Genomic DNA, 20,326 nt, shown 5'->3' on the forward strand with positions numbered 1-20,326 from the left:
CCTCCGTGCTCTCTTGTGGTTACCCAGGAACCGTAGGAGAGTGTTGGGCCATGCGGAAGAAGGCACTTTTCGGTGACGGGGGAACCAGATGGTGACCAAGCAGGACGCGGACCTCTCCCGCGCGGATTCCCTGGCGCGCGAGATCTTCTCGGACGTCGCCAACAAGTGGGCGTTCCTGATCATCGAGACCCTCGGCGAGCGGACGCTGCGGTTCAGCGAGCTGCGGAACGAGGTCGCGGGCATCAGCCACAAGATGCTGACGCAGAACCTGCGCATGCTGGAGCGCAACGGGCTGGTCGAGCGCGAGGTGCACCCGACCGTGCCGCCGCGCGTCGAATACACCCTCACCGAGCCCGGGCAGGGGCTGCGCGCGACGGTCGACAGCATGTGCGGCTGGACCCAGCGGTTCATCGAGGACATCGAAACCGCCCGGCACCGCTTCGACGGCCGGTATTGACGCCGCACCGGCCGCGGCGCACCATAGGCCGGTCTATGGTCCGACGCCGGTCCGGAGGGAACGCCCATGCCCGAAGACGTCCGCCCGCGGGTCCGGTTGTTCGGCGAGGTCCTGGCCCACTGGGCGCGGGAACGCCCGGACGCCACCGCGCTGATCTTCGGCGAGCGGAGCTGGACCTGGGCCGAGTTCGACGAGCGGGTCCGGCGGCTGTCCGGGGCCCTCGCGGCCGCCGGGATCGCGCGCGGTGACCGGGTTGCGTTCGTCGACAAGAACCACCCCGCCTGCCTGGAGACGACCTTCGCCGCGGCCGGGCTCGGGGCCGCCAACGCCGTGGTCAACTGGCGGCTTTCCGGCGACGAACTCGCCTACGTGCTCGCGGACGCGGGCGCGAAGGTGGTCTTCGTCGGCGCCGAACTCCGGCCCGCGCTCGAGGCGATCCGCGACCGGCTGCCGTCGCTGGAACGCGTGGTCGTCGTCGGCGGGGACGCCGACGAGTACGAGTCCTTCCTGACCTCCGCTGCCCCGCACGGCGGGACCGCCGTCGACCCCGGTGACGGCGTGCTCGTGATGTACACCAGCGGCACCACCGGGTTTCCGAAGGGCGCGGTGCTGACCCACCGCAGCGTCCTCGCGCACGGCATGGCCGCCGGGACCGCGTTCCCGATCGGCCCGGGTGACGTCAACCTGGTGGCGATGCCGCTGTTCCACGTCGGCGGCAGCTGTTACGCGGTCTCCGGGTTCCTCTACGGCGAACCGTCGTACCTGACCCGCGAGCCCGACGCGGCCTCGCTGTTCGCGGCACTGCAGGCCGGGATCACGCACGCCTTCCTGGTGCCCGCCGTCGTGGCCGGGATCGCGCAGGCCGGCGAGGCCGCGCTCCAGGCGTTCTCCCGCATCAAGTACCTCTGCTACGGCGCTTCGCCGATGCCGCTCCCGTTGCTGCGCACGGTGCTCGCCGCCTGGCCGGACGTCAAGTTCGCGCAGGTCTACGGCATGACCGAGCTGTCCGGCGCGGTCACCGCCCTCGACCCCGAGGCGCACCGGGACCCCACCCGTCCCGAACGGCTGGCGTCGGCGGGCACCGCACTGTCCGGAGTGGACATCCGGATCGTCGACCCGGTCACGCTGGCGGCCGCCGAGGCCGGCGAGGTGTGGGTGCGCACCGAGCAGCGGATGGCGGGCTACCTGGGCAAACCGGCGGCGACCGCGGAGACCATTGTGGACGGCTGGGTCCGCACCGGCGACGTCGGGCGCCTCGACGACGGCGGGTTCCTGTTCCTCGAGGACCGCGTCAAGGACATGATCATCACCGGCGGCGAGAACGTGTACTCACCGGAGGTCGAGCGCGTGGTGGCGGAATTCCCCGGCGTCGCCGAGGTGGCCGTGATCGGCATCCCCGACGACCGGTGGGGCGAGCAGGTCAAGGCCGTCGTCACCGGCGAGCAGCTCGACGCCGGGAAGATCGTCGAGTTCTGCCGCGAGCGGCTGGCCCACTACAAGTGCCCGCGCACTGTCGATGTCGTGGACGCGTTGCCGCGCAACGCGACCGGCAAGATCCTCAAGCGGTCGCTGCGCGAACCCTACTGGCGGGACCGGGACCGGAACGTCTGATGCCGCCGGTCACGCGGCAGGCGTACTTCGGGGCCGCGCTGGACCTGCTGGCCGAGCACGGGTTCACCGAGCTGACCGTCGGCGCGCTGTGCCGCGCCCTCGGGGTGACGAGCGGGTCGTTCTACCACCACTTCGGCGGCTGGCCGGGGTTCGTCGATCAGCTGCTGGACCACTGGGAGAACCGCCAGGTGCTGATCCTGCGCGAGCGGAACTTCGGCACGGGCGGCCCGTCGGCGGACTTCGCCGCGCTGATGGACCTGACCCTCGGCCTGCCCCACGAGGCCGAGGCGGCCATCCGGGCGTGGGCGCGCAACGACGAAACGGTGCGTGCGGCGCAGAAACGCGTCGACGACGCCCGGGTGCGGACGGTCGGCCGGGCGGTGGCGGGCATCGTCGGCGACCGCGCGCTGGCCCGGACGCTGACGTCCCTCGGGATGGCGATGCTGGTGGGGCACCAGCAGCTGGCGTCGGCGGGGGAGCACGGCGAGCTGGCAGAACTGCTGGCGGAGTACGCGCGGCTGGTCCACTCCCGCGCCTCGTGAGTGGGAAACAGTGTTAGAACACTGTTTCCCGCTCACGAGCGGGTCAGGCGTTGCCGAGCACCCGGGTGACGGTGATCTCGATGACGACCCGCTGCGGGTTCGGCTTGGGCTGCCGGTACCGGGCCGCGTACCGGTTTTCGGCGTCCCGCACCGACTCCGGGTCGTCGCGCAGCACCGCGTGTCCCTCCAAAGTGGACCAGCGGGGGCCGTCCAGCTGGCAGACCGCGACCGGGATCCCGGCCTCGCCCGCCGCGCGCACGAGCCGGGCCTTCACCGACGGCGCGAAGGTGATCACGCGGGCGAGGCCGGCCTCGAAGTCGACGGTCACGCCGACCGCGACGACGTGCGGGGTGCCGTCCGGGCGGACCGTGGTCAGCGTGGCCAGGTGGCGCTCGGTCCAGAACGCGCGGAAGTCCGGCCCGCGGCCGTCGAGGTCGATCTTCATGGGCTTCACGCTAGTCCGTCCGGGGCCGCGCGGCGGTGTGGGACCACTCACGGTAATAGTAAGTAAAGTTTCCTAACGCTCTTGACCCGGTCTTGAACCTTCTGTCACGCTTCGATCACCTTCGCCGCAGCCAACGATGTCTTTACGGAGGAGTCATGAAGAAAGTCGTCCGGGCGGTGGTGGTTTCGGCCGCGCTCGCCGCGGGGCTGCTGAGCGTGCCTGCGTCCGCGTCCGCGGCCGGCACGCCGTACGTGCCGGGCACGCTGCGGCCGTCCGTCTCGCAGGCCACCCAGGATGCCGCGCTGCAGAAGTACTACGACTTCTGGAAGAAGAACTTCCTGACGACCAAGTGCGGCAGCGGCACCTACGCCGTGCTGTCCAAGGACGCCGACCACTCCTTCGTCGCCGAGGGCGAGGGGTACGGCATGACGATCTCGGCCATGATGGCGGAGAAGGACCCGCAGGCGCGCTCGATCGTCGACGGGATACTGAAGTTCGTGAAGGCGCACCCGTCGGTCAACAACAAGGACCTGCACGCGGCCGAGCAGGATTCGAACTGCAAGAGCGTCAACGGGAGCGACTCCGCCACCGACGGCGACCTCGAGATCGCCTACGGGTTGCTGATCGCGGACAAGAAGTGGGGCAGCTCCGGCTCGGTCAACTACAAGGCCGAGGCCGTTCGGATCATCAATGCGATCAAGAAGAGCGAGGTCAACGGCAGTACCAAGTTCACGCTGCTCGGGGACTGGGGGAACGACGCGGAGTACAAGAACAGCTCGCGTTCGTCGGACTGGATGCCGGGGCACCTGCGTGCGTTCGCCGCGGCGACCGGGGACAGCTTCTGGGACTCCGTTCGTACTCGTTCGGAGACGGCGGTGAGTCAGCTGCAGTCGTCGTACGCGCCGAACACCGGGCTGCTGCCGGACTTCGTGGTCAGCACGAACTCGACGCCCAAGCCGGCGCCGTCGAACTTCCTCGAGGGGCCGTACGACGGGAAGTACAGCTGGAACGCCTGCCGTGATCCGTGGCGTCTCGGCGTGGACGCGATCACGGCGTCCGGCAGCGCGGCGGCCGCGCAGGTTCGCAAGATGAACACCTGGATCAAGTCGGCGACCGGTGGTGACCCGGCGAAGATCCAGAGCGGGTATTCGCTGTCGGGGTCCAAGACGGAGAGTGGCCAGCACCCGTGCTTCACGGCCCCGTTCGCGGTGGCGGCGATGACGGACTCGGGGAGTCAGGTCTGGTTGGACAAGCTGTGGACGGCGATTTCGTCGTGGTCCCCGGACGCGACGGACTACTACGGGACCGGGATCACCATCCAGGTTCTGCTGATTCTCAGCGGTAACTACGTGGCAGCTTGAGCGGTTCGTCCCGCACCCGGGAATTCGGGTGCGGGACGACCGTCGCGTGGGTGAGACTGGCGCCATGACCGGTCACCCGCGCAGTGTCGAGGAGCTGACCCGCGCCCTCGACGCCGGGCAGCGGTTCAAGTACGTGTGTTTCTGGGGTCACCGGCCGCCCCGCGGCGGCGGGGTCGGCGCCGGTTGCTTCAGCCAGTGGTGGCCGGCGCCCTTCTCGGTCGACGAGGTCCGCTTCGCCACGGCGGAGCACTACATGATGTGGCGCAAAGCGCAGCTCTTCGGCGACGAAGAGGTGGCGGCGCAGGTGCTGACCGCGGTGCACCCGAAGCAGGCGAAGGACTTCGGCCGCCGGGTCCGGGGCTTCGACGAAACCGCTTGGGTCGCCCACCGCTACGACATCGTGGTCGAGGGCAATGCGGCGAAGTTCCGGCAGCACCCCGAGCTGGGGCGGTACCTGGCGGGCACGGGCCGGCGAGTGCTGGTGGAGGCGAGCCCGGTCGACCGGGTCTGGGGGATCGGGCTGCCGGCCGACGACCCGCGCGCGGAGAAGCCGCGGGCATGGCGAGGCCTGAACCTGCTCGGCTTCGCGCTTGCCGACGTGCGGGCTCAGCTGGGCTCGCGCAGTGGGAGTCCGGCTGCCCGGTAGATCTCGTCGATCACCGTCATCGTCTCCACGGCGTCCGCCGCCGAGGTCTTCACCGGGGCGCCCTCCAGTACCGCCGCTGTGAACGCGTCCAGCTGGTACTCGTACGACGCCCGTCGTGGGAACTTCTCCGTGCGGCGGGCGTTGCCCGCGCGGACCGTGAGGCGGTGGAACGCCTGGGGTGCCACCGGATTCAGCACCGACAGCGAACCCTGTGAACCGATCACCGTTGCGCTGATCTTCAGCAGCGAAGACGACCACATCGAACACGTCACCCGGCCCGTGTGGCCGGAGGGGAACTTCAGCTCCGCCGTCATTGCCCGGTCCACCTGCGGCGATCGCAGCTTCGCCGACGCCGACACCACCGTCGGTGTCTCGCCGCCGAACACGCGGGCCATGTGGACCGCGTAGCAGCCCGCGTCCATCGTCGCCCCGCCCGCCAAGCCGAAGTCGTACCGGATGTCGGAGAACTTCGGCAGCGGGAAACACAACGCCGTCTCCACCCGCTGCAGCGTCCCCAGTTCGCCCGATGCCACGATCTCCTCCACGCGCAACGCCAGCGGGTGGTAGCGGTAGTGGAACGCCTCCATCACGACCCGGTCGGACGCGGCGGCCGCCGAAGCGACCTCTCGGGCCTCCGCCGCGTTCGCCGTGAACGGCTTCTCGCACAACACGTGCTTGCCCGCCGCCAAGGCCGCGAGCGTCCAGCGGCCGTGGAGGCCGTTCGGCAGCGGGTTGTACACCGCGTCGATCTCCGGATCCGCCAGGAGAGCCTCGTACGAGGAGTGCACGACGGGGATCCCGTGCCTGGTCGCAAACGCTTGCGCGCGGTCGCGTGACCGAGCCGCGACCGCGGTCACCGAGACCGAAGAGGACGACGCAGCAGGCTTGATCAAGGCCGCGGGCGCGATGCGAGCCGCCCCCAGGATGCCGATCCGCAGGGTCATGGGCGCGAAGTTAGCACCGGATCAGATTTCAACAGCCAGTTGACCTCTTCAACAACGAGTTGTAGCGTTCCGGCCAGCCGAACAGTGGAGGTCCGTTATGTCCCGTTCCCGTGTCGTGCAGGGGGCGCTGCTCGCCGGCCTGGCCGTGCTGGTGACGGCCTGTGGTGGGGGTCCGGATGGTGCGGGCGGGACGTCGCAGGCCGCCGGGGCGCCCGCCTCCGGCATCCCGGACACCGCCGCGATCGTCCAGGGTGTGCAGAAGGACGCCCAGCTCAACGCGGCCCTGCCGGACGCCGTCAAGCAGGCGGGCCTGCACCTGGCGTCGAACCTGCAGTCCGCGCCCAACAACTTCTACGCCGCCGATGGCAAGACCCCGATCGGCTACGAGGTCGATCTGGCCAAGGCGATCGCCGCCAAGCTCGGTGTCCCCGTTGCGCACCAGGACATGGCCTTCGGCTCGCTCATCACCAGCCTCCAGTCCGGCCGGATCGATCTCACCATGGCCGGGATGAACGACACCAAGGCGCGTCAGGCCCAGATCGACTTCGTCGACTACTTCACCTCGGGCATCACGATCATGATCCGCAAGGGCAACCCCGACGGCATCACCGGCCCGGACACCCTCTGCGGCAAGAACGTCGCCGTCGTGCAGGGCACCAGTCACCAGAAGTTCGCCGCCGAGCAGAGCACCAAGTGCACGCAGGCCGGGAAGCCCGCGGTCAACGTCACGGCGACCGACAGCGACAACCAGAACCAGAACCAGCTGCGCACCGGCCGCGTGCAGGCGATCCTCAACGACCTGCCCAGCGCCGTCTACATCTCGCGCACCGCCGGTGACGGCAAGTTCTTCGAGGTCGTCCCGGGTGAGCCGATCGACGGTGGCCCGTACGGCATCGGCGTCAACAAGACCAACACCGCGCTGCGCGACTCCGTGCAGAAGGCGCTGCAGGCCCTGATCGCCGACGGCACCTACGGCAAGATCCTGCAGGCCTGGGGTGTCGAGCAGGGCGCCGTCAAGGAGGCCGCGGTCAATGGCGGCTCCTGAACCACTGCCCATCGTCCGGCTCCGGCACTGGGGCCGGTGGGTCGCCGCCGCGATCATCCTCGCGCTGCTCGTGCTGCTGGGCATCGCCCTCGGCAACGCGCAGATCGCGTGGGACCAGGTCCCGGACTTCGTCTTCTACAAGGTGATGGCGACCGGCCTGCTCAACACCGTCGTGCTCGCCGTGCTCTCGCAGGCCGTCGCGATCGTGCTCGGCATCGTCATCGCCCTGCTGCGCCGCAGCGCCAACCCGGTCGCGCGCTGGTTCGCCGCCGGCTACATCTGGATCTTCCGCGGGCTTCCGGTGCTGCTGCAGATCCTGCTCTGGTACAACCTGGCGCTCGTCTTCCCGGTCATCGACATCCCGTTCCTCGTCCACGCGCAGACGAACGTGCTGATCAGCGCGTTCACCGCCGCGTTCCTCGGCCTGGCGCTCAACGAAAGCGCGTACATGGCCGAGATCGTCCGGGCCGGGCTGAACAGCGTCGACAGTGGACAGACCGAGGCGGCGAAGTCGATCGGCATGACGCCGGCCGCGACGCTGCGCCGGGTCGTGCTGCCGCAGGCCATGCGCGTGATCATCCCGCCCACCGGCAACGACTTCATCAACATGCTCAAGGGTACGTCGATGGCGTCGGTGATCGGCGTGACCGAGCTGATCCACGCGGCCAACAACATCTCGTCCAACAACCTCCTGGTGATGGAGACCCTGCTGGCCGCGGCCGTCTGGTACATGGTCGTGGTGACCGTCGCCGGCGTCGGCCAGCACTACCTGGAACGTGCGTTCGGCCAGGCCGACCGCGGGCCGCTCGCTCGTGCGGGCAAGGCATTGCGCGGCGTGCCGCTGGTGAGGAGTGCCCGTGTCTGAGCCCCTGCTGCGTGCCGTCGGCGTCCGGAAGTCCTACGGCCACACCGAAGTCCTCGGCGGCATCGACCTGGACGTCCACAAGGGACAGGTGGTCTGCCTGCTCGGGCCGTCCGGTGCCGGGAAGAGCACGTTCCTGCGCTGCATCAACCACCTCGAGACCATCGACGCCGGCCAGATCTGGGTCGACGGCGAGCCGATCGGGTTCCGGCAGCGCGGCGGCAAACTGTACGAGCTGCGCGAACGGGAGGTCGCCCGCCAGCGCCGTGACATCGGCATGGTCTTCCAGCGGTTCAACCTCTTCGCCCACCGGACGGCCCTGGAGAACGTCGTCGAGGGGCCGATCCGGGTGCTGGGGGTCAAGCCGGACGACGCCCGCCGGCAGGGGCTCGAGCTCCTGGACCGGGTGGGGCTGGCCCACCGCGCGGACGCGTACCCGGCGCAGCTGTCCGGCGGGCAGCAGCAGCGCGTCGCGATCGCCCGGTCGCTGGCGATGAAGCCCAAGCTGATGCTGTTCGACGAGCCGACGTCCGCGCTCGACCCGGAGCTGGTCGGCGAGGTCCTCGAGGTGATGAGTACGTTGGCGGGGGAGGGGATGACGATGGTCGTCGTGACGCACGAGATGAGCTTCGCCGCGGAGGCCGCCGACGAGGTGGTGTTCCTGGCCGACGGCGCCGTCGTCGAGACCGGGCCGCCGTCGGAGGTGCTGAGCGCGCCGAAGCACGACCGCACCCGGCAGTTCCTGGCGAGGATCCTCGCGTGACGCGGATTTCGCCCCGGTACCTGCTCCAGTTCGACGAGCCCGCCGGCTACCTCGACTTCGCCCGGTTCGGGCCGCCGTCGCACGCGGTGCTCGACACGACCGCCGCCCTGCTCGACCAGGCCACCACGGCCGGGCCGTCCACTGTGGACGAGTTGATGCGGCAGGAGATCCGGGCCAAGGCCGCCGCCGCGCGGCTGTCCGGCTCGGACACCGATCACACGGTCCTGCTGCCGCACACCAGCCTCGGCCTGTTCCAGGCCGCGTTTCACAGCACCGGCGAGGTGCTGGTGTCGGCGTCGGAATTCCCGGCCAACACCTACCCGTGGGCCCGCGCCGAACAGGCCGGCCGCCTCCGCGTCCGGCGTCTGACCAGCGGCTATGTCACGTCGGAGCGGGTGGCGGACGCGTTGACGCCGGAGATCACGACGGTCAGCGTCAGCGCCGTCGACTTCCGCACCGGCTACCGCGCCGACCTGGCCGCGCTGCGTGATGTCGTCGGCGACCGGCTGCTGGTCGTCGACGGCATCCAGGGCTTCGGCGTGGTCGACGAGCCGTGGGAGGTCGCCGACGTCCTGGTCGTCGGCGGGCAGAAGTGGCTGCGCGCGGGCTGGGGCACCGGCTTCGCGGTGCTGTCCGACCGCGCGCTGGACCGGATGGACCCGGTGCTGTCCGGCTGGACCGGCGCCCGCGACCCCGGCCTGTTCGACGACGAGATCCACCCGCCGGACGCCACCGCGCAGGCGTGGTCGATCTCCAACCTCAGCCCGATCACCTCCGGCGCGTTCGCCGAGGCCCTCGAGCTGGTCGAGGACGCGGGCGTCGGCGCCATCGCGGCGCGGATCGCCGAGCGGCTGGCCTCCTTCGAAGAGGTACTGGCGTCCTGCGGCGCCGAAGTCGTGTCGGCGGTCGATCGCCGGGCGGGAATCCTGGCCTTCACGCTGCCCGGCCACCCCGCCGAGCAGGTCGGGGCGGCGCTGGCCAACGCCGGGATCGCGGCGACCGTGCGGCCCGAGCACGTCCGGTTGTCGCCGCACGCCTCGACCCCGGCGGCGGCCGCGGACCTGCTCAGGGAAGCGCTGGAGACGCTGACCCGGCCGCGGGCACCCCTGTCCGTCCCGGCCCCGGGCGCGACGACGCACGAGGTGCTCACCGCGCTGGTGCCCGCGATCCCGGGGCTCGCGGCGATGCTCGGCCCGGGCAACGAAGTGCTGCTGCACGACCTGAGCCGGCTGCCGGACTCGATCGTCGCCATCGCCGGCGACCTCACGGGCCGCAGTGTCGGCGGGCCGATGACCGACCTGCTGCTCGGCCTGGTCCGCCGCGGCACCACCCAGGACCTGACGAACTACCGCACCCACGGCCCGGACGGCCGCGCGATCCGCTCGTCGACGTTGTTCCTGCGGGACGCCGACGGCGTCGCGGTCGGCTGCCTGTGCGTCAACAGCGTCGACCCGGCCGCGTCCCCCGGCGGCAACGGGGAGCCGGAGACTTTCCCACCGGATGTCGACAGCCTGCAGCGGTTCCTGGTGGACCGGGCGGTGACGAAGGCCGGGATCCCGGTGGACCTGATGAAGAAGCGCCACAAGGCGGCCGTCGTGCGGGAACTCGACGAAGCCGGTTATTTCCTCATCAAGGACGCGGTCGACCACCTAGCCGGGCGCCTGGACGTCACCCGCTACACGATTTACAACTACCTCAACGAAATCCGCGCCTGACGCTGCCCGAACGGACCTTGTCGATGCGGCCGTCCGGGCGCACCATGGCGCGCATGACCGATGCGGACACGCGGGCCCTGGTCCGGCTGGAGGCGGACGGCGAGGCGGACGCCGAAGAGTTCGACCTGCTCGCCCGCCGCCTGCGCGCCGAACTGGGCGAGCTGGACGTGGACGTGCTGCCGGTGCCGGGCGAGCTCCCGCCGGGCGCGAAGGCGGCGGACCCGGTGACGATCGGCTCGCTGATGGTGGCGTTCAGCGCGGCCGGCGGCGTGTTCCCGGGGCTGGTCGAGACGCTGCGCGAGTGGCTGGGCCGCCAGGCGGGCAAGCACAAGATCAAGGTGACGATCGACGGCGACACCGTCGAGCTCGAGCGGGCGACGACGGCCGAGCGCCAGCAGCTGATCGACGCCTTCGTGCGGCGGCATGGCTAGCCGGCACGCGCTCCTGATCGCGACCGAGACGTACGCCGACCCGGCGCTGCGCCGCCTGACCGCACCCGGCGGCGACGCGCGTGAGCTGGCGGCGGTGCTGAGCGACCCGGCGATCGCGGGCTTCGCGGTGACGACCCTGGTCGACGAGCCCCACCACGTGGTGGGCGAGGCGATCGGCGAGTTCTACCGGGGACGGCGCCGCGACGAGCTGACGTTGCTGTACTTCACCGGCCACGGCGTCAAGGACGACGACGGCAGCCTGTACCTGGCGATGGCCAACACCCGCCGCGACAGCCTGATGTTCACGGCACTGGCGGCGGAGCTGGTGGATCGCGCGATGGCGGGCTGCCCGTCGCGGCAGAAGGTGCTGGTGCTGGACTGTTGTTACAGCGGCGCGTTCCCGGCGGGCAAGCTGGCGAAGGCGGGCACGGACGTGCACACGCTGGAGCGGTTCCAGGGCCGCGGCCGCGCGGTGCTGACGGCGTCGGACGCCACGCAGTATTCGTTCGAAGGCGACGCGGTGGTGGGTTCGGCGGCCCGTTCGGTGTTCACCAGGCACCTGGTGGCGGGCCTGCGCGACGGAAGCGCGGACCTCGACGGCGACGGCGACGTGACGGTGGACGAGCTGTACAGCTACGTCCACGAGCGGGTGGTGGCGGAGATGCCGCGGCAGCGGCCGAAGCACCAGTCCGATGTGGAGGGACGGATCGTGCTGGCGCGGAACCCGAGGTGGGAGCTGCCGGAGTACCTGCGGCACGGGCTGGCGAGCCCGATCGCGTCGGACCGGATGACCGCGCTGGAGGGGCTGAAGCGGCTGAACCGGATGGGGAACGACCTGGTGCGCGAACGGACGGCGGAGGAGATCCGGGGGCTGGTGGAGGACGACAGCCGGACGGTCTCGGCGGCCGCGGTCGCGTGGGTGGCCGAGGCGGCGGAGCCGGTGGAGCCGGTTGCGGCCGAGCCCGAGCCGCCGACTGCGCCGGAGCCGGTTGCGGCCGAGCCGCGGCCGGTCGAGCCCGAGCCGCAACCCGCGGTCGAGCCGGAACCCCCGCCTGCTCCCGAGCCGGAAGTCGCTCCCGAGACGGCCGCCACCGAGCCCGTGGCGGCCACCCCGGAAACTCCCGAAACGGCCAAGAAAAAACTCTCCCGGCGCGCGAAGATCTGGCTCGCGGTCGCCGCCGCGATCCTGATCGCCGGAACCGTCCTGCTCATCCTCCTGCTCACGCTGAACGGCTCGACCGGCAGCGGCAGTTCCTCCGGCGGCTACTACAGATAGGACTCCACGGCATCGGCGGCGAAGGAAACCCCGCCGTGCCCGCGGATCTCCGCCTTCAGCTCGGCCAGCCGCGCGGCCACCGAAGCCGACGAGGACACCTCCTCGACCGCCTCCCGCAGCGATGCAGCCGTCACCGACTCAGCCGGCAGGTGCCGTCCCACGCCCAGCGCTTCCAGCTGGGCCGCGTTCCCGAACTGGTCCGCCGCCTGTGGAATCGCCACCGTCGGCACCCCGAACCACAACGCTTCCGTGGCCCCGCCCATCCCCGCGTGCGTGATGAACGCCGACGCCGCCTCCAGCACAGCCAGCTGCGGCACGCTCTCGTACACCTCCACCGAATCCGGCAGCGGTCCCAAATCCGAAGCCGAGACGTGCTTCCCCAGTGACATCACGACGTGCCAGTCCGCAGCGAACGCCGCAACACAGTCGCGGTACACCGGGAGCTGGTCGTTGAACGCCGTCCCGAACGACACCAGCAACACCGGGCGTCCCGACGACGGCGGCGTCCACGACCGGTCGGCCAGCCGCGCGGGATCCAGGCACGGCCCGACGAACCGCACGTGCGACCCCACCCGATCGGCATGCGGCTGCATCGCGCGCGGGATCAGCGAAAGCACCCGCGACGGATGCCCGATCCACTCCCACGGATCAGCCGAAATGCCGTGCGACGCCAGCCAAGCCGCGTACGTCGCCGCGTAGTCCACTCCGGACGGTGACGTCTTGATCGGCTCCATCACCGAGGCCATGTCCTCGTCGTAGCCTTCCCACGCCACGAGCGTCGGCGACAGCTGCACCGCGGGCACGCCGTACCGCTCGCCGAGCAGCGGCGCGCCCAGCCCGCCGATGTCGTACACCACGAGGTCGGGCCGGTCCTTGTCGAACCGCGCGATCAACTGCGGGTGGATGGCGATGGCTTCGTCGAGGAAGACGCGCATGGCCTCGGCCGGGTCGTCCGGCCACACCGCGGCCTCGCCGAGGGGGAACGTCGTCGGGTGCTCGACGACGTCGGCGCCGGTCGGGGCGACCAGCGCGGCCAGCGGCGCGCCGACGACGTAGGACACCCGGTGCCCGCGGCGGACCAGCTCGCCGATCACGCCCAGCGACGGGTAGACGTGGCTCGGCGCGGTGCAGCCGACCATGACGATGTGTTTGCGCAGCATGGTGCTCCTTCAAGGAGATAAGAACCAGACGGCGCGCAGGTGAAGGGACTCTCCCGGTACGCGGGGAGTCCGGCGGTCACGCCGTCTCAGACGAGGCGGAGCCGGGTGTAGAAGATCATGGAACCGACCGTACGGGATCCCGGATCGCCCGCGCCACCCGATTTCCGCCTTTCGTAGGGCATTCGCGGCCGCGCACCCGTTTGACCGTCCCGCCGGGCCCCCGGCAGGTCTAGGGTTCTTCCGCCCGAAGTCGCAGGGAAAAGGGAGAAACCGTGAGATCTGCCGTTTTCGCCGCGGTGGCCGCCGCCGCGGTGGCGTCCGCGCTCGTGGCCGCACCGGCCGTGAGCGCCGCGCCCGCCGGACCGGCGTCGATCGCCTGGGGCGCGTGCACCGACCCGACGCTGATCGGCGCCGGTGCCGAGTGCGGCTACCTCGGCGTGCCGCTCGACTACCGCCGGCCCGGTGGGGAGCAGATCCAGCTCGCCGTCAGCCGCGTCAAGCACAAGGTCCCGGACGCGCAGTACCAGGGCGTCATGCTGACGAACCCCGGCGGCCCCGGTGGTTCCGGCCTGCTGCTGGCCACCCGCGGCCCGCGTGTGCCCAACCACGCCGGCGACGCCTACGACTGGATCGGCTTCGACCCGCGCGGTGTCGGCTCGAGCAAGCCCGCGCTGTCGTGCGACCCGAACTACATGGACTACAACCGGCCGCAGTACGTGCCGTTCACCCCGCAGCTGGAGAAGACCTGGCTCGACCGTTCCAAGGGGTACGCCGAAGCCTGCGCGAAGAACAACTCGCGCGCGCTGCTGGAGAACATGAAGACGACCGACACGGTCCAGGACATGGACTCCATCCGCAAGGCGCTCGGCCAGCGGCAGCTCAACTTCTACGGCTACTCCTATGGCACCTACCTCGGCCAGGTGTACGGCTCGCTGTACCCGCAGAACGTCCGCCGGATGGTGCTCGACTCGACGGTCGACCCGCGGGGCGTCTGGTACGGCGACAACCTCAACCAGGACATCGCCTTCGACAAGAACATCCTGATCTGGTTCGGCTGGGTGGCCCAGCACGACGACGTCTACCACCTCGGCAAGACCCAGGCCGCGGTGCAGCGGGTGGTCAACGAGCAGCTGCTCAAGGCGCAGTTCAACCCGGCAGGCGGGGTGATCGGGCCGGACGAGATCCTCGACGTCATCCAGCAGGCCAGCTACTACCAGCTGCGGTGGACGCTGCTGGGCGACGCGCTGTCCCGGTTCGTCAACAAGGGTGACTGGCAGAACTGGAAGACGCTCTTCGAGGCCTTCGGCGGCCGCGGCGACGACAACGGCTACGCGGTGTACCTCGCCGTGCAGTGCACCGACGTGCAGTGGCCGCAGAGCTGGAACCAGTGGAAGCGCGACAACTGGAAGACCTTCGCCAAGGCGCCGTACTTCACCTGGCAGAACGCCTGGTTCAACGCGCCCTGCCTGTACTGGCCCGCGAAGGCCGGCAAGCCGGCCAAGGTCGACGGCCGGGGCGTGCAGAGCGTGCTGATGATCGACGAGACGCTCGACGCGGCGACGCCGTTCGAAGGCAGCCTCGAGATCCGCAGCCGGTTCCCGGGTGCGTCGCTGATCGCGGAGCCGGGCGGCACCAGCCACGCGATCACCCCGCGCGGCAACGCCTGCGTTGACACCAAGATCGCCGACTACCTGGCGACGGGCGCGCTCCCGGCCCGCAAGCCGGGCCGCACGGCCGATGTCGAGTGCGCCCCGCTGCCGCAGCCGACGCCGCCGGCGCCGACGGCCGCCAAGGCCGACCTCGCGGCGACGCAGGGGCTGGTCGCCGGGCGGTTCACCGGCTGACCTGCGTAAACCCCTCGAAGACGGGGTGCCGGGCACATCGCCCGGCACCCCGTCTTCGTCGTTTCCGGCACCGGGGGCTTTGAACCCGCGCGGACTTTGTGTTACAAAGTGCGCAGCAACTTTGCGGTTCAAAGTCCACGAAAGGAGGACGCCATGACTGGGGGACCGGCGTTCGCACTCCACGGCCTCACCAAACGGTTCGGGCAGGTCACGGCGGTCGGCGGGGTGTCGGTCGAGGTCGCGCGCGGCGAAGTCGTCGCGCTGCTCGGGCCGAACGGCGCGGGCAAGTCGACCACCGTCGACCTGCTGCTCGGCCTGACCAAGCCGGACGCGGGGGAGGTCACCGTCGCGGGCGGCAGCCCGCGCGAGGCCGTCGACCGGGGGCTCGTCGGCGCGATGATGCAGAACGGCGCGCTGCTGCCGGACGTCACGGTCGGCGAGATCGTCGGCCTGGTCGTCTCGACGCACGAGAAGCCGCTGCCCGCCGCCGAGGTCATCGCCCGGGCCGGGCTCGAAAAGCTCGTCAAACGCCGCTGCGGCAAGCTGTCCGGCGGCGAGCGGCAGCGCGTCCGGTTCGCGCTCGCCCTGGCCGGCGACCCGCAGCTGCTCGTGCTCGACGAGCCGACCGCGGCGATGGACGTCGACGGCAGGCGCGCGTTCTGGGCGGCCATCCGCGAGTTCGCGGCGACCGGCCGGACCGTCCTGTTCGCGACCCACTACCTCGCCGAGGCCGAGGACTACGCGGACCGCGTGGTGCTGATGCGCCACGGCGTCGTCGTCGCCGACGGCCCGGTCGCCGAGGTCCGGGCCGCGGTGTCCGGCCGGGTGCTGAAGGCCGCTGTCCCGGGCGCCACCGAAACGGACCTGAAGCACCTGCCCGGCGTCACGAGCGTGCAGCTGCGCGCCGGCCGCGCCGAGCTGGCCTGCGCCGACTCCGACGCCGCCGTCCGCGCCCTGCTCGCGGCCCACCCGGCCGCGTCCGACATCGAAATCACCGCGCTGGGCCTCGAAGAAGCCTTCCTGGCGCTGACCGCCGAGGAGGCCGCCGCGTGAACACGACGTACCTGAGCCTGGAGATCAAGCGGATCCTCCGCAGCCCGCAGTTCACCATCTTCACCATCGGCATGCCGGTCGTGATGTACCTGCTCTTCGGCGCCATCTTCGGCGACTACGTGCTCGACAGCGGCCTGCACTCGAGCACCCAGACGATGATCGGCATGGCCGCGTACGGCGCCAGCGGCGGTGCCCTGTTCACCGGCACCCGGGTGGCGCAGGAACGCACGGACGGCTGGCAGCGGCAGCTGCGGCTCACACCGATGCGCGGCCCCGGCTACCTGGCCGTCAAGGTCGCTTCGGCGATGGCCGTCGCGCTGCCGGTGCTGGTGGTGATCTTCCTCGTCGGCTTCCTGCGCGGCGAGCCGCTCACCGCGGCCGAGTGGGGCAGGCAGCTGGTGCTGCTGTGGGCGGCCACGCTGCCGTTCGCCGTCCTCGGCCTGGCGATCGGCCTGTTCGGCAAGGGTGACACGGTCGGCGCGGTCACCGGCGCCCTGATGATGCCGCTCGGCATGCTCGGCGGCCTGTGGATCCCCCTGGAGATCCTGCCCGGCTGGATGTCGGCGGTGGCGCACTTCATGCCCACCTACTGGCTGCGCCGGGTCGGCCTCGACCCGCTGACGCACACGTCCGGGACGTGGGTGGCGGCGGTGGTGCTCGCGGGCTGGCTGGTCGTCCCGGCGTTGATCGTCGTACGCCGGTTCCGGCTGGACACGGCCAGGCTCTGAATGCGTGTTAGCTTCCGTGCAGCATTGAGGGGTCTGCACGGGAGGAGGGCGAACCAGGTGGAAGACGAGCCGATGTCGGCCGAGGAGTCGCTGAACCTGATCGCCCAGCAGAACCGGCGGACCCGCCGGGAACTGGGCGGGGGCCCGGCGCGGATGCTCGCCGCCTGGGCCCTCGCCTGGCTCGTCGGCTGGGGCTTCACCTACGTCACCACGCAGGACTGGGTCGCGGTGCCCGGGTGGGTCGCCGGCGGGATCGTCGTCCCGCTGCTGTTCCTGGGCGCCATGGCCTACACGACGTACACGAGCATCCGGTCCGGCCGCGGCATCCGGGGGCCGTCCCGCACGGTCGGGGCGATGTACGGCTACGGCTGGGCGCTTTCGGCGATCGGGCTGATGGTCGTCGACCTGCGGATCACCCAGTTCCAGGCGCTCTCGCCGGACCAGGTGTCGCTGCTGTGGTCGGGCACCTGGCTGCTGCTGACCGGCGTGCTGTACCTGGCGGGCGGCATGGTGTGGCAGGACAAGCTCATGTACGGCCTCGGCGCGTGGATGATCGTGTCGGCCGCGCTGAGCGTGCTGGTCGGCTACCCGGCGAACTTCCTCGTGCTCACCGTCTGCGGCGGGGGCGGGTTCCTGCTCGGCGCGATCGTCTACTTCGTCCGGGAGAAGTCCGCCCGATGAGCGACCTGCCGCAGCTCGACCCGGTCATCCACGCCCAGGCGCGGCTGCGGGTCACGGTCGCGCTCGCCGGGCTGCGCGCCGGCGACCAGATCACCTTCCCGCGGCTGCAGCAGCTCCTCGAAATGACGGCCGGCAACCTTTCGACGCACCTGCGCAAGCTCGAGGACGCCGAGTACGTCGAGATCACCAAGGCCTACGAACACCGCACGCCGGTCACCCTGGTCCGGCTCACCGCCCGCGGCCGGGCCGCGTTCGAGGACTACACGAAGGCGCTGCACCAGCTGCTGGACGCCACCGGCGGCGACTGACGTGGGCCGCTGGGTGATCCACCTCGACCTGGACGCCTTCTACGCGTCGGCCGAGCAGCTCACCCGTCCGACGCTGGCCGGGCGCCCGGTGCTCGTCGGCGGGCTCGGGCCGCGCGGGGTCGTCGCCGGCGCGAGCTACGAGTCGCGGGCGTTCGGCATCAAATCGGCGATGCCGATGGCCCAGGCGAGGCGGCTGCTGCCGGCGAACGGTGTCATCGTGCCGCCGCGGTTCCGCGTCTACGAGCGGCTCAGCCAGGAGGTCTTCGCCGTCGTCACCTCGGTGGCCCCGGTCTTGGAGAAGATCTCCCTCGACGAAGCGTTCGCCGAACCGGCCTCGCTCGCCGGCGCGTCCTTCGACGAGGTGACGGCGTTCGGTGCCGCGCTGCGGGCGCGGATTCGTTCCGAGACCGGCCTGGTGGCGTCGATCGGGGCGGGCAACGGCAAGCAGATCGCGAAGATCGCCTCCGACGAGGCCAAACCGGACGGGCTGCTGGTGGTGCCGCAGGGCACCGAACGGGAGTTCCTCGCGCCGCTGCCGGTGCGCGCGCTGTGGGGCATCGGCCCGGTCGCCGAAGGGAAGCTGCGGTTCATCGGCGTCCAGACGCTCGGCCAGCTGGCGGCACTGTCCGAACCGGACGCGGTGGCCACGCTCGGCGGCGTGGTCGGCCGCGACCTGCGCCGGCTCGCCACCGGCGCCGACGACCGCCCGGTGGCCGGGCGCGCCGAAACCAAGCAGGTCAGCGCCGAGACGACGTTCGACACCGACATCAAGGACCTGGCCACGCTCCGGGCCGAGGTCCGCCGGATCGCGGTGGGTGCGCACCAGCGGCTGGTGAAGGCCGGCCGGGTGGCGCGGACGGTGGTGATCAAGCTGCGGCACACGGACATGCACACGGTGACCCGTTCGGAGACGATCTCGGCGCCGACGGACGACCTGGCCGAGCTGTCGGCGACGGCGGAGCGCCTGCTGATCGACCCGGCGGAGTTCGGCGGCATCCGGCTGGCGGGCGTCGCCTACAGCGGGCTTTCGGTGCCGCACCAGGACGCGCTGTTCTCCCTGGCCGCCCCGTCGGCACCTTCGACGTCGACGGTGGTCTCGGCGCCCGCTCCCGCGGCGCCTTCGGAGTGGCGCCAGGGCGACGACGTGGTCCACGAGGAGTTCGGCACGGGCTGGGTCCAGGGCGCGGGCCACGGCCGGGTGACGGTCCGCTTCGAGCACCGGTCGTCGGGACCCGGCGTGGCCCGGACGTTCCCCCAAACGGACCCGGCCCTGACCCGCGGCGACCCCGGCGACTGCCTGCGCTGACCGGTCGTGAGTGGTAAGGCGAGTTCTAACTCGCCTTACCACTCACGACCGGTGCGGGCCTACTCGGCCGAGCAGCCCTGGAGTTTTGCCACTTGCTGGCCCGCCAGGAGGAACGCGCCCACGCCGTATGCCGCCGTATCGGTCGCCTTCGCCGTTGCTGGGCGGTCGCCGACCGGCTGGACGTAGCCCACCTTGCCGTCGGCCTGCAGGGCCTTCGTCGACAGCGCCGTCCACGCCTTGTCCACCACCGGGCGGTACCTGGCCGCGTCGAGGATGCCCGTGTTGATGCCCCAGCCGAGGCCGAACGCGAAGAACGCCGTGCCGCTGGTCTCCGGGCCGCCGTGGTCCCGCGGGTTCAGCAGGTCGGAGTTCCAGAACCCGTCACGCCGCTGGACCACCGCGAGCGTGGCCGCCATCTTCTTGAACACGCGCAGGTATTCCGGGCGGCGCGGGTCGTCGGCCGGCAGCACCTGCAGGACCTTCGTCAGCGCCGCGAGGGCCCAGCCGTTGCCGCGCGACCAGAACACGCCCGAGCCCTTGAACCGCGCGTCGCGGTACCAGAGGCCGGTGAACTCGTTGTACAGCTTGTGTTCGGTCGTCGAGAACAGCTTCTGCATGGCGTCCAAATAGGACGGATCGTGGTCGATCAGGCTCATCCGCGCGAACGACGGCATCGCCATGTTCAGGGCGTCGACGTAGTTCCAGTAATCGCGGTGGCCTGCCTGCACGGACGCCACTTCGTCGCGAATCCGCGTCCGGATGGAATCCAGCGGGATCTCCGGGTGGAAATACGTGTACAGGTCGAGGTACGCCTCGCCGGCGGCCTGGTTGTCCGGGAAGAACGGCCGCTTCGGGTCGTCCGGGAGCAGGTACTTGTTGGCCTGCGCCCACGGGTACGTCTTGTGGTTGGACTGGCCGGTGGTCCGGACCAGCGCCAGGTTGCCGACGTGGAACGTGGCGTTCTGCCAGTCCGGTGCGTCGAGGTTCGTCCCGTTGGCGACCCAGTAGTTGCCCGCGGACACCATTTCGTCGGAAACGGTGCAGGTCGCGGCGCTCGCCACCGGGGCCGTGAAGAGACTGGCCGTCACCGCCGCGGCCGCGAGCACGCCGGAACCGCGAATTCCCGGGAAACGCATGGAAGCGTCCTC

21 protein-coding genes are annotated in these 20,326 nt (G+C 70.8%); 17 read left to right on the forward strand and 4 right to left on the reverse strand.

The annotated features are described in order from the left end of the window. Positions 1-88: 88 nt before the first annotated feature. From OO60_RS42975 to OO60_RS42985, 3 genes are all read left to right on the forward strand, one after another. Positions 89-457, forward strand: a complete 369-nt coding sequence (locus OO60_RS42975) for a winged helix-turn-helix transcriptional regulator (RefSeq protein ID WP_004558732.1) — start codon at positions 89-91, stop codon at positions 455-457. 66 nt (positions 458-523) lie between these two features. After that, complete coding sequence (locus tag OO60_RS42980) at positions 524-2,068, forward strand: acyl-CoA synthetase (RefSeq protein ID WP_004558733.1); 1,545 nt, start codon at positions 524-526, stop codon at positions 2,066-2,068. Next, positions 2,068-2,610, forward strand: a complete 543-nt coding sequence (locus OO60_RS42985; protein WP_004558734.1) for a TetR/AcrR family transcriptional regulator — start codon at positions 2,068-2,070, stop codon at positions 2,608-2,610. Before OO60_RS42980 ends, OO60_RS42985 begins: the two co-directional genes overlap by 1 nt. Positions 2,611-2,653: 43 nt before the next feature. On the opposite strand, the gene OO60_RS42990 is transcribed toward OO60_RS42985, so the two are convergent. After that, positions 2,654-3,055: a PPOX class F420-dependent oxidoreductase gene (locus OO60_RS42990; protein WP_004558735.1), complete on the reverse strand. Its 402-nt coding sequence runs from the start codon at positions 3,053-3,055 to the stop codon at positions 2,654-2,656. A gap of 155 nt (positions 3,056-3,210) precedes the next feature. Here OO60_RS42990 and OO60_RS42995 point away from each other — a divergent pair, with 155 nt between their 5' ends. Continuing rightward, entirely contained in the window at positions 3,211-4,416 is a 1,206-nt protein-coding gene (locus tag OO60_RS42995; RefSeq protein WP_004558736.1) for a family 8 glycosyl hydrolase, read from the forward strand. Positions 4,417-4,480: 64 nt separating this feature from the next. Beyond that, complete coding sequence (locus OO60_RS43000; protein ID WP_033263558.1) at positions 4,481-5,062, forward strand: riboflavin biosynthesis intermediates N-glycosidase; 582 nt, start codon at positions 4,481-4,483, stop codon at positions 5,060-5,062. Here the strand turns inward: OO60_RS43000 and OO60_RS43005 are convergent. Further along, positions 5,023-6,006 carry a Gfo/Idh/MocA family protein gene (locus OO60_RS43005; protein WP_004558738.1) on the reverse strand — a complete coding sequence of 328 codons (984 nt, stop codon included), beginning with the start codon at positions 6,004-6,006 and terminating at the stop codon, positions 5,023-5,025. The genes OO60_RS43000 and OO60_RS43005 overlap by 40 nt on opposite strands. A gap of 97 nt (positions 6,007-6,103) precedes the next feature. On the opposite strand from OO60_RS43005, the gene OO60_RS43010 reads away from it, so the two are divergent. From OO60_RS43010 to OO60_RS47615, 6 genes are read left to right on the forward strand one after another with little or no spacing between them, the layout of a single operon-like run. Continuing rightward, positions 6,104-7,051: an ABC transporter substrate-binding protein gene (locus OO60_RS43010; RefSeq protein ID WP_004558739.1), complete on the forward strand. Its 948-nt coding sequence runs from the start codon at positions 6,104-6,106 to the stop codon at positions 7,049-7,051. Further along, a complete protein-coding gene (locus tag OO60_RS43015; protein ID WP_004558740.1) occupies positions 7,038-7,916 on the forward strand; it encodes an amino acid ABC transporter permease in 879 nt (292 codons plus the stop codon). Before OO60_RS43010 ends, OO60_RS43015 begins: the two co-directional genes overlap by 14 nt. Further along, entirely contained in the window at positions 7,909-8,676 is a 768-nt protein-coding gene (locus OO60_RS43020; protein WP_004558741.1) for an amino acid ABC transporter ATP-binding protein, read from the forward strand. Before OO60_RS43015 ends, OO60_RS43020 begins: the two co-directional genes overlap by 8 nt. Continuing rightward, positions 8,673-10,391, forward strand: coding sequence for an aminotransferase class V-fold PLP-dependent enzyme (locus OO60_RS43025; protein ID WP_004558742.1), 1,719 nt, complete (start codon positions 8,673-8,675; stop codon positions 10,389-10,391). Before OO60_RS43020 ends, OO60_RS43025 begins: the two co-directional genes overlap by 4 nt. Positions 10,392-10,444: 53 nt before the next feature. Next, positions 10,445-10,822 (forward strand): effector-associated constant component EACC1, encoded by a 378-nt coding sequence (locus OO60_RS43030; RefSeq protein ID WP_033263563.1) that lies wholly within the window; start codon positions 10,445-10,447, stop codon positions 10,820-10,822. Beyond that, positions 10,815-12,098, forward strand: a complete 1,284-nt coding sequence (locus OO60_RS47615; RefSeq protein ID WP_004558744.1) for a caspase family protein — start codon at positions 10,815-10,817, stop codon at positions 12,096-12,098. Before OO60_RS43030 ends, OO60_RS47615 begins: the two co-directional genes overlap by 8 nt. On the opposite strand, the gene OO60_RS43040 is transcribed toward OO60_RS47615, so the two are convergent. Then, positions 12,089-13,258, reverse strand: a complete 1,170-nt coding sequence (locus tag OO60_RS43040; protein ID WP_004558745.1) for a macrolide family glycosyltransferase — start codon at positions 13,256-13,258, stop codon at positions 12,089-12,091. The genes OO60_RS47615 and OO60_RS43040 overlap by 10 nt on opposite strands. Positions 13,259-13,554: 296 nt before the next feature. Here OO60_RS43040 and OO60_RS43045 point away from each other — a divergent pair, with 296 nt between their 5' ends. The 6 genes from OO60_RS43045 to OO60_RS43070 all read left to right on the forward strand — a co-directional run bounded on the left by OO60_RS43045 (position 13,555) and on the right by OO60_RS43070 (position 19,178). After that, complete coding sequence (locus OO60_RS43045) at positions 13,555-15,102, forward strand: alpha/beta hydrolase (protein WP_033263559.1); 1,548 nt, start codon at positions 13,555-13,557, stop codon at positions 15,100-15,102. 153 nt (positions 15,103-15,255) lie between these two features. Next, positions 15,256-16,155, forward strand: coding sequence for an ABC transporter ATP-binding protein (locus tag OO60_RS43050; protein ID WP_004561503.1), 900 nt, complete (start codon positions 15,256-15,258; stop codon positions 16,153-16,155). Further along, positions 16,152-16,883 (forward strand): ABC transporter permease, encoded by a 732-nt coding sequence (locus tag OO60_RS43055; RefSeq protein WP_004561501.1) that lies wholly within the window; start codon positions 16,152-16,154, stop codon positions 16,881-16,883. The genes OO60_RS43050 and OO60_RS43055 overlap by 4 nt, the downstream gene beginning before the upstream one ends. Before the next feature lie 57 nt (positions 16,884-16,940). Beyond that, a complete protein-coding gene (locus tag OO60_RS43060; RefSeq protein WP_004561499.1) occupies positions 16,941-17,564 on the forward strand; it encodes a hypothetical protein in 624 nt (207 codons plus the stop codon). After that, on the forward strand, positions 17,561-17,872 hold the full coding sequence (locus OO60_RS43065; RefSeq protein ID WP_004561497.1) for a winged helix-turn-helix domain-containing protein: 312 nt from the start codon (positions 17,561-17,563) through the stop codon (positions 17,870-17,872). Before OO60_RS43060 ends, OO60_RS43065 begins: the two co-directional genes overlap by 4 nt. Before the next feature lies 1 nt (position 17,873). Next, a complete protein-coding gene (locus OO60_RS43070) occupies positions 17,874-19,178 on the forward strand; it encodes a DNA polymerase IV (RefSeq protein WP_004561495.1) in 1,305 nt (434 codons plus the stop codon). Between the two features lie 59 nt (positions 19,179-19,237). On the opposite strand, the gene OO60_RS43075 is transcribed toward OO60_RS43070, so the two are convergent. Next, positions 19,238-20,314 (reverse strand): glycoside hydrolase family 88 protein, encoded by a 1,077-nt coding sequence (locus OO60_RS43075; RefSeq protein ID WP_033263560.1) that lies wholly within the window; start codon positions 20,312-20,314, stop codon positions 19,238-19,240. Positions 20,315-20,326 lie beyond the last annotated feature (12 nt).

Origin of the sequence: Amycolatopsis vancoresmycina, assembly GCF_000716785.1 — a bacterium.
In the GTDB taxonomy this organism is placed as follows: Bacteria; Actinomycetota; Actinomycetes; order Mycobacteriales; family Pseudonocardiaceae; genus Amycolatopsis; species Amycolatopsis vancoresmycina.

Excerpts from the sequence above, each read along its gene's own strand:
- OO60_RS43050 (WP_004561503.1), top strand. The coding sequence starts at position 15,256 with ATGACTGGGGGACCGGCGTTCGCACTCCACGGCCTCACCAAACGGTTC.
- OO60_RS42975 (WP_004558732.1), top strand. The coding sequence starts at position 89 with ATGGTGACCAAGCAGGACGCGGACCTCTCCCGCGCGGATTCCCTGGCG.
- OO60_RS42990 (WP_004558735.1), bottom strand. The coding sequence starts at position 3,055 with ATGAAGATCGACCTCGACGGCCGCGGGCCGGACTTCCGCGCGTTCTGG.
- OO60_RS43015 (WP_004558740.1), top strand. The coding sequence starts at position 7,038 with ATGGCGGCTCCTGAACCACTGCCCATCGTCCGGCTCCGGCACTGGGGC.
- OO60_RS43005 (WP_004558738.1), bottom strand. The coding sequence starts at position 6,006 with ATGACCCTGCGGATCGGCATCCTGGGGGCGGCTCGCATCGCGCCCGCG.
- OO60_RS47615 (WP_004558744.1), top strand. The coding sequence starts at position 10,815 with ATGGCTAGCCGGCACGCGCTCCTGATCGCGACCGAGACGTACGCCGAC.
- OO60_RS43010 (WP_004558739.1), top strand. The coding sequence starts at position 6,104 with ATGTCCCGTTCCCGTGTCGTGCAGGGGGCGCTGCTCGCCGGCCTGGCC.
- OO60_RS42980 (WP_004558733.1), top strand. The coding sequence starts at position 524 with ATGCCCGAAGACGTCCGCCCGCGGGTCCGGTTGTTCGGCGAGGTCCTG.
- OO60_RS43030 (WP_033263563.1), top strand. The coding sequence starts at position 10,445 with ATGACCGATGCGGACACGCGGGCCCTGGTCCGGCTGGAGGCGGACGGC.
- OO60_RS43075 (WP_033263560.1), bottom strand. The coding sequence starts at position 20,314 with ATGCGTTTCCCGGGAATTCGCGGTTCCGGCGTGCTCGCGGCCGCGGCG.
- OO60_RS42985 (WP_004558734.1), top strand. The coding sequence starts at position 2,068 with ATGCCGCCGGTCACGCGGCAGGCGTACTTCGGGGCCGCGCTGGACCTG.
- OO60_RS42995 (WP_004558736.1), top strand. The coding sequence starts at position 3,211 with ATGAAGAAAGTCGTCCGGGCGGTGGTGGTTTCGGCCGCGCTCGCCGCG.
- OO60_RS43040 (WP_004558745.1), bottom strand. The coding sequence starts at position 13,258 with ATGCTGCGCAAACACATCGTCATGGTCGGCTGCACCGCGCCGAGCCAC.
- OO60_RS43000 (WP_033263558.1), top strand. The coding sequence starts at position 4,481 with ATGACCGGTCACCCGCGCAGTGTCGAGGAGCTGACCCGCGCCCTCGAC.
- OO60_RS43065 (WP_004561497.1), top strand. The coding sequence starts at position 17,561 with ATGAGCGACCTGCCGCAGCTCGACCCGGTCATCCACGCCCAGGCGCGG.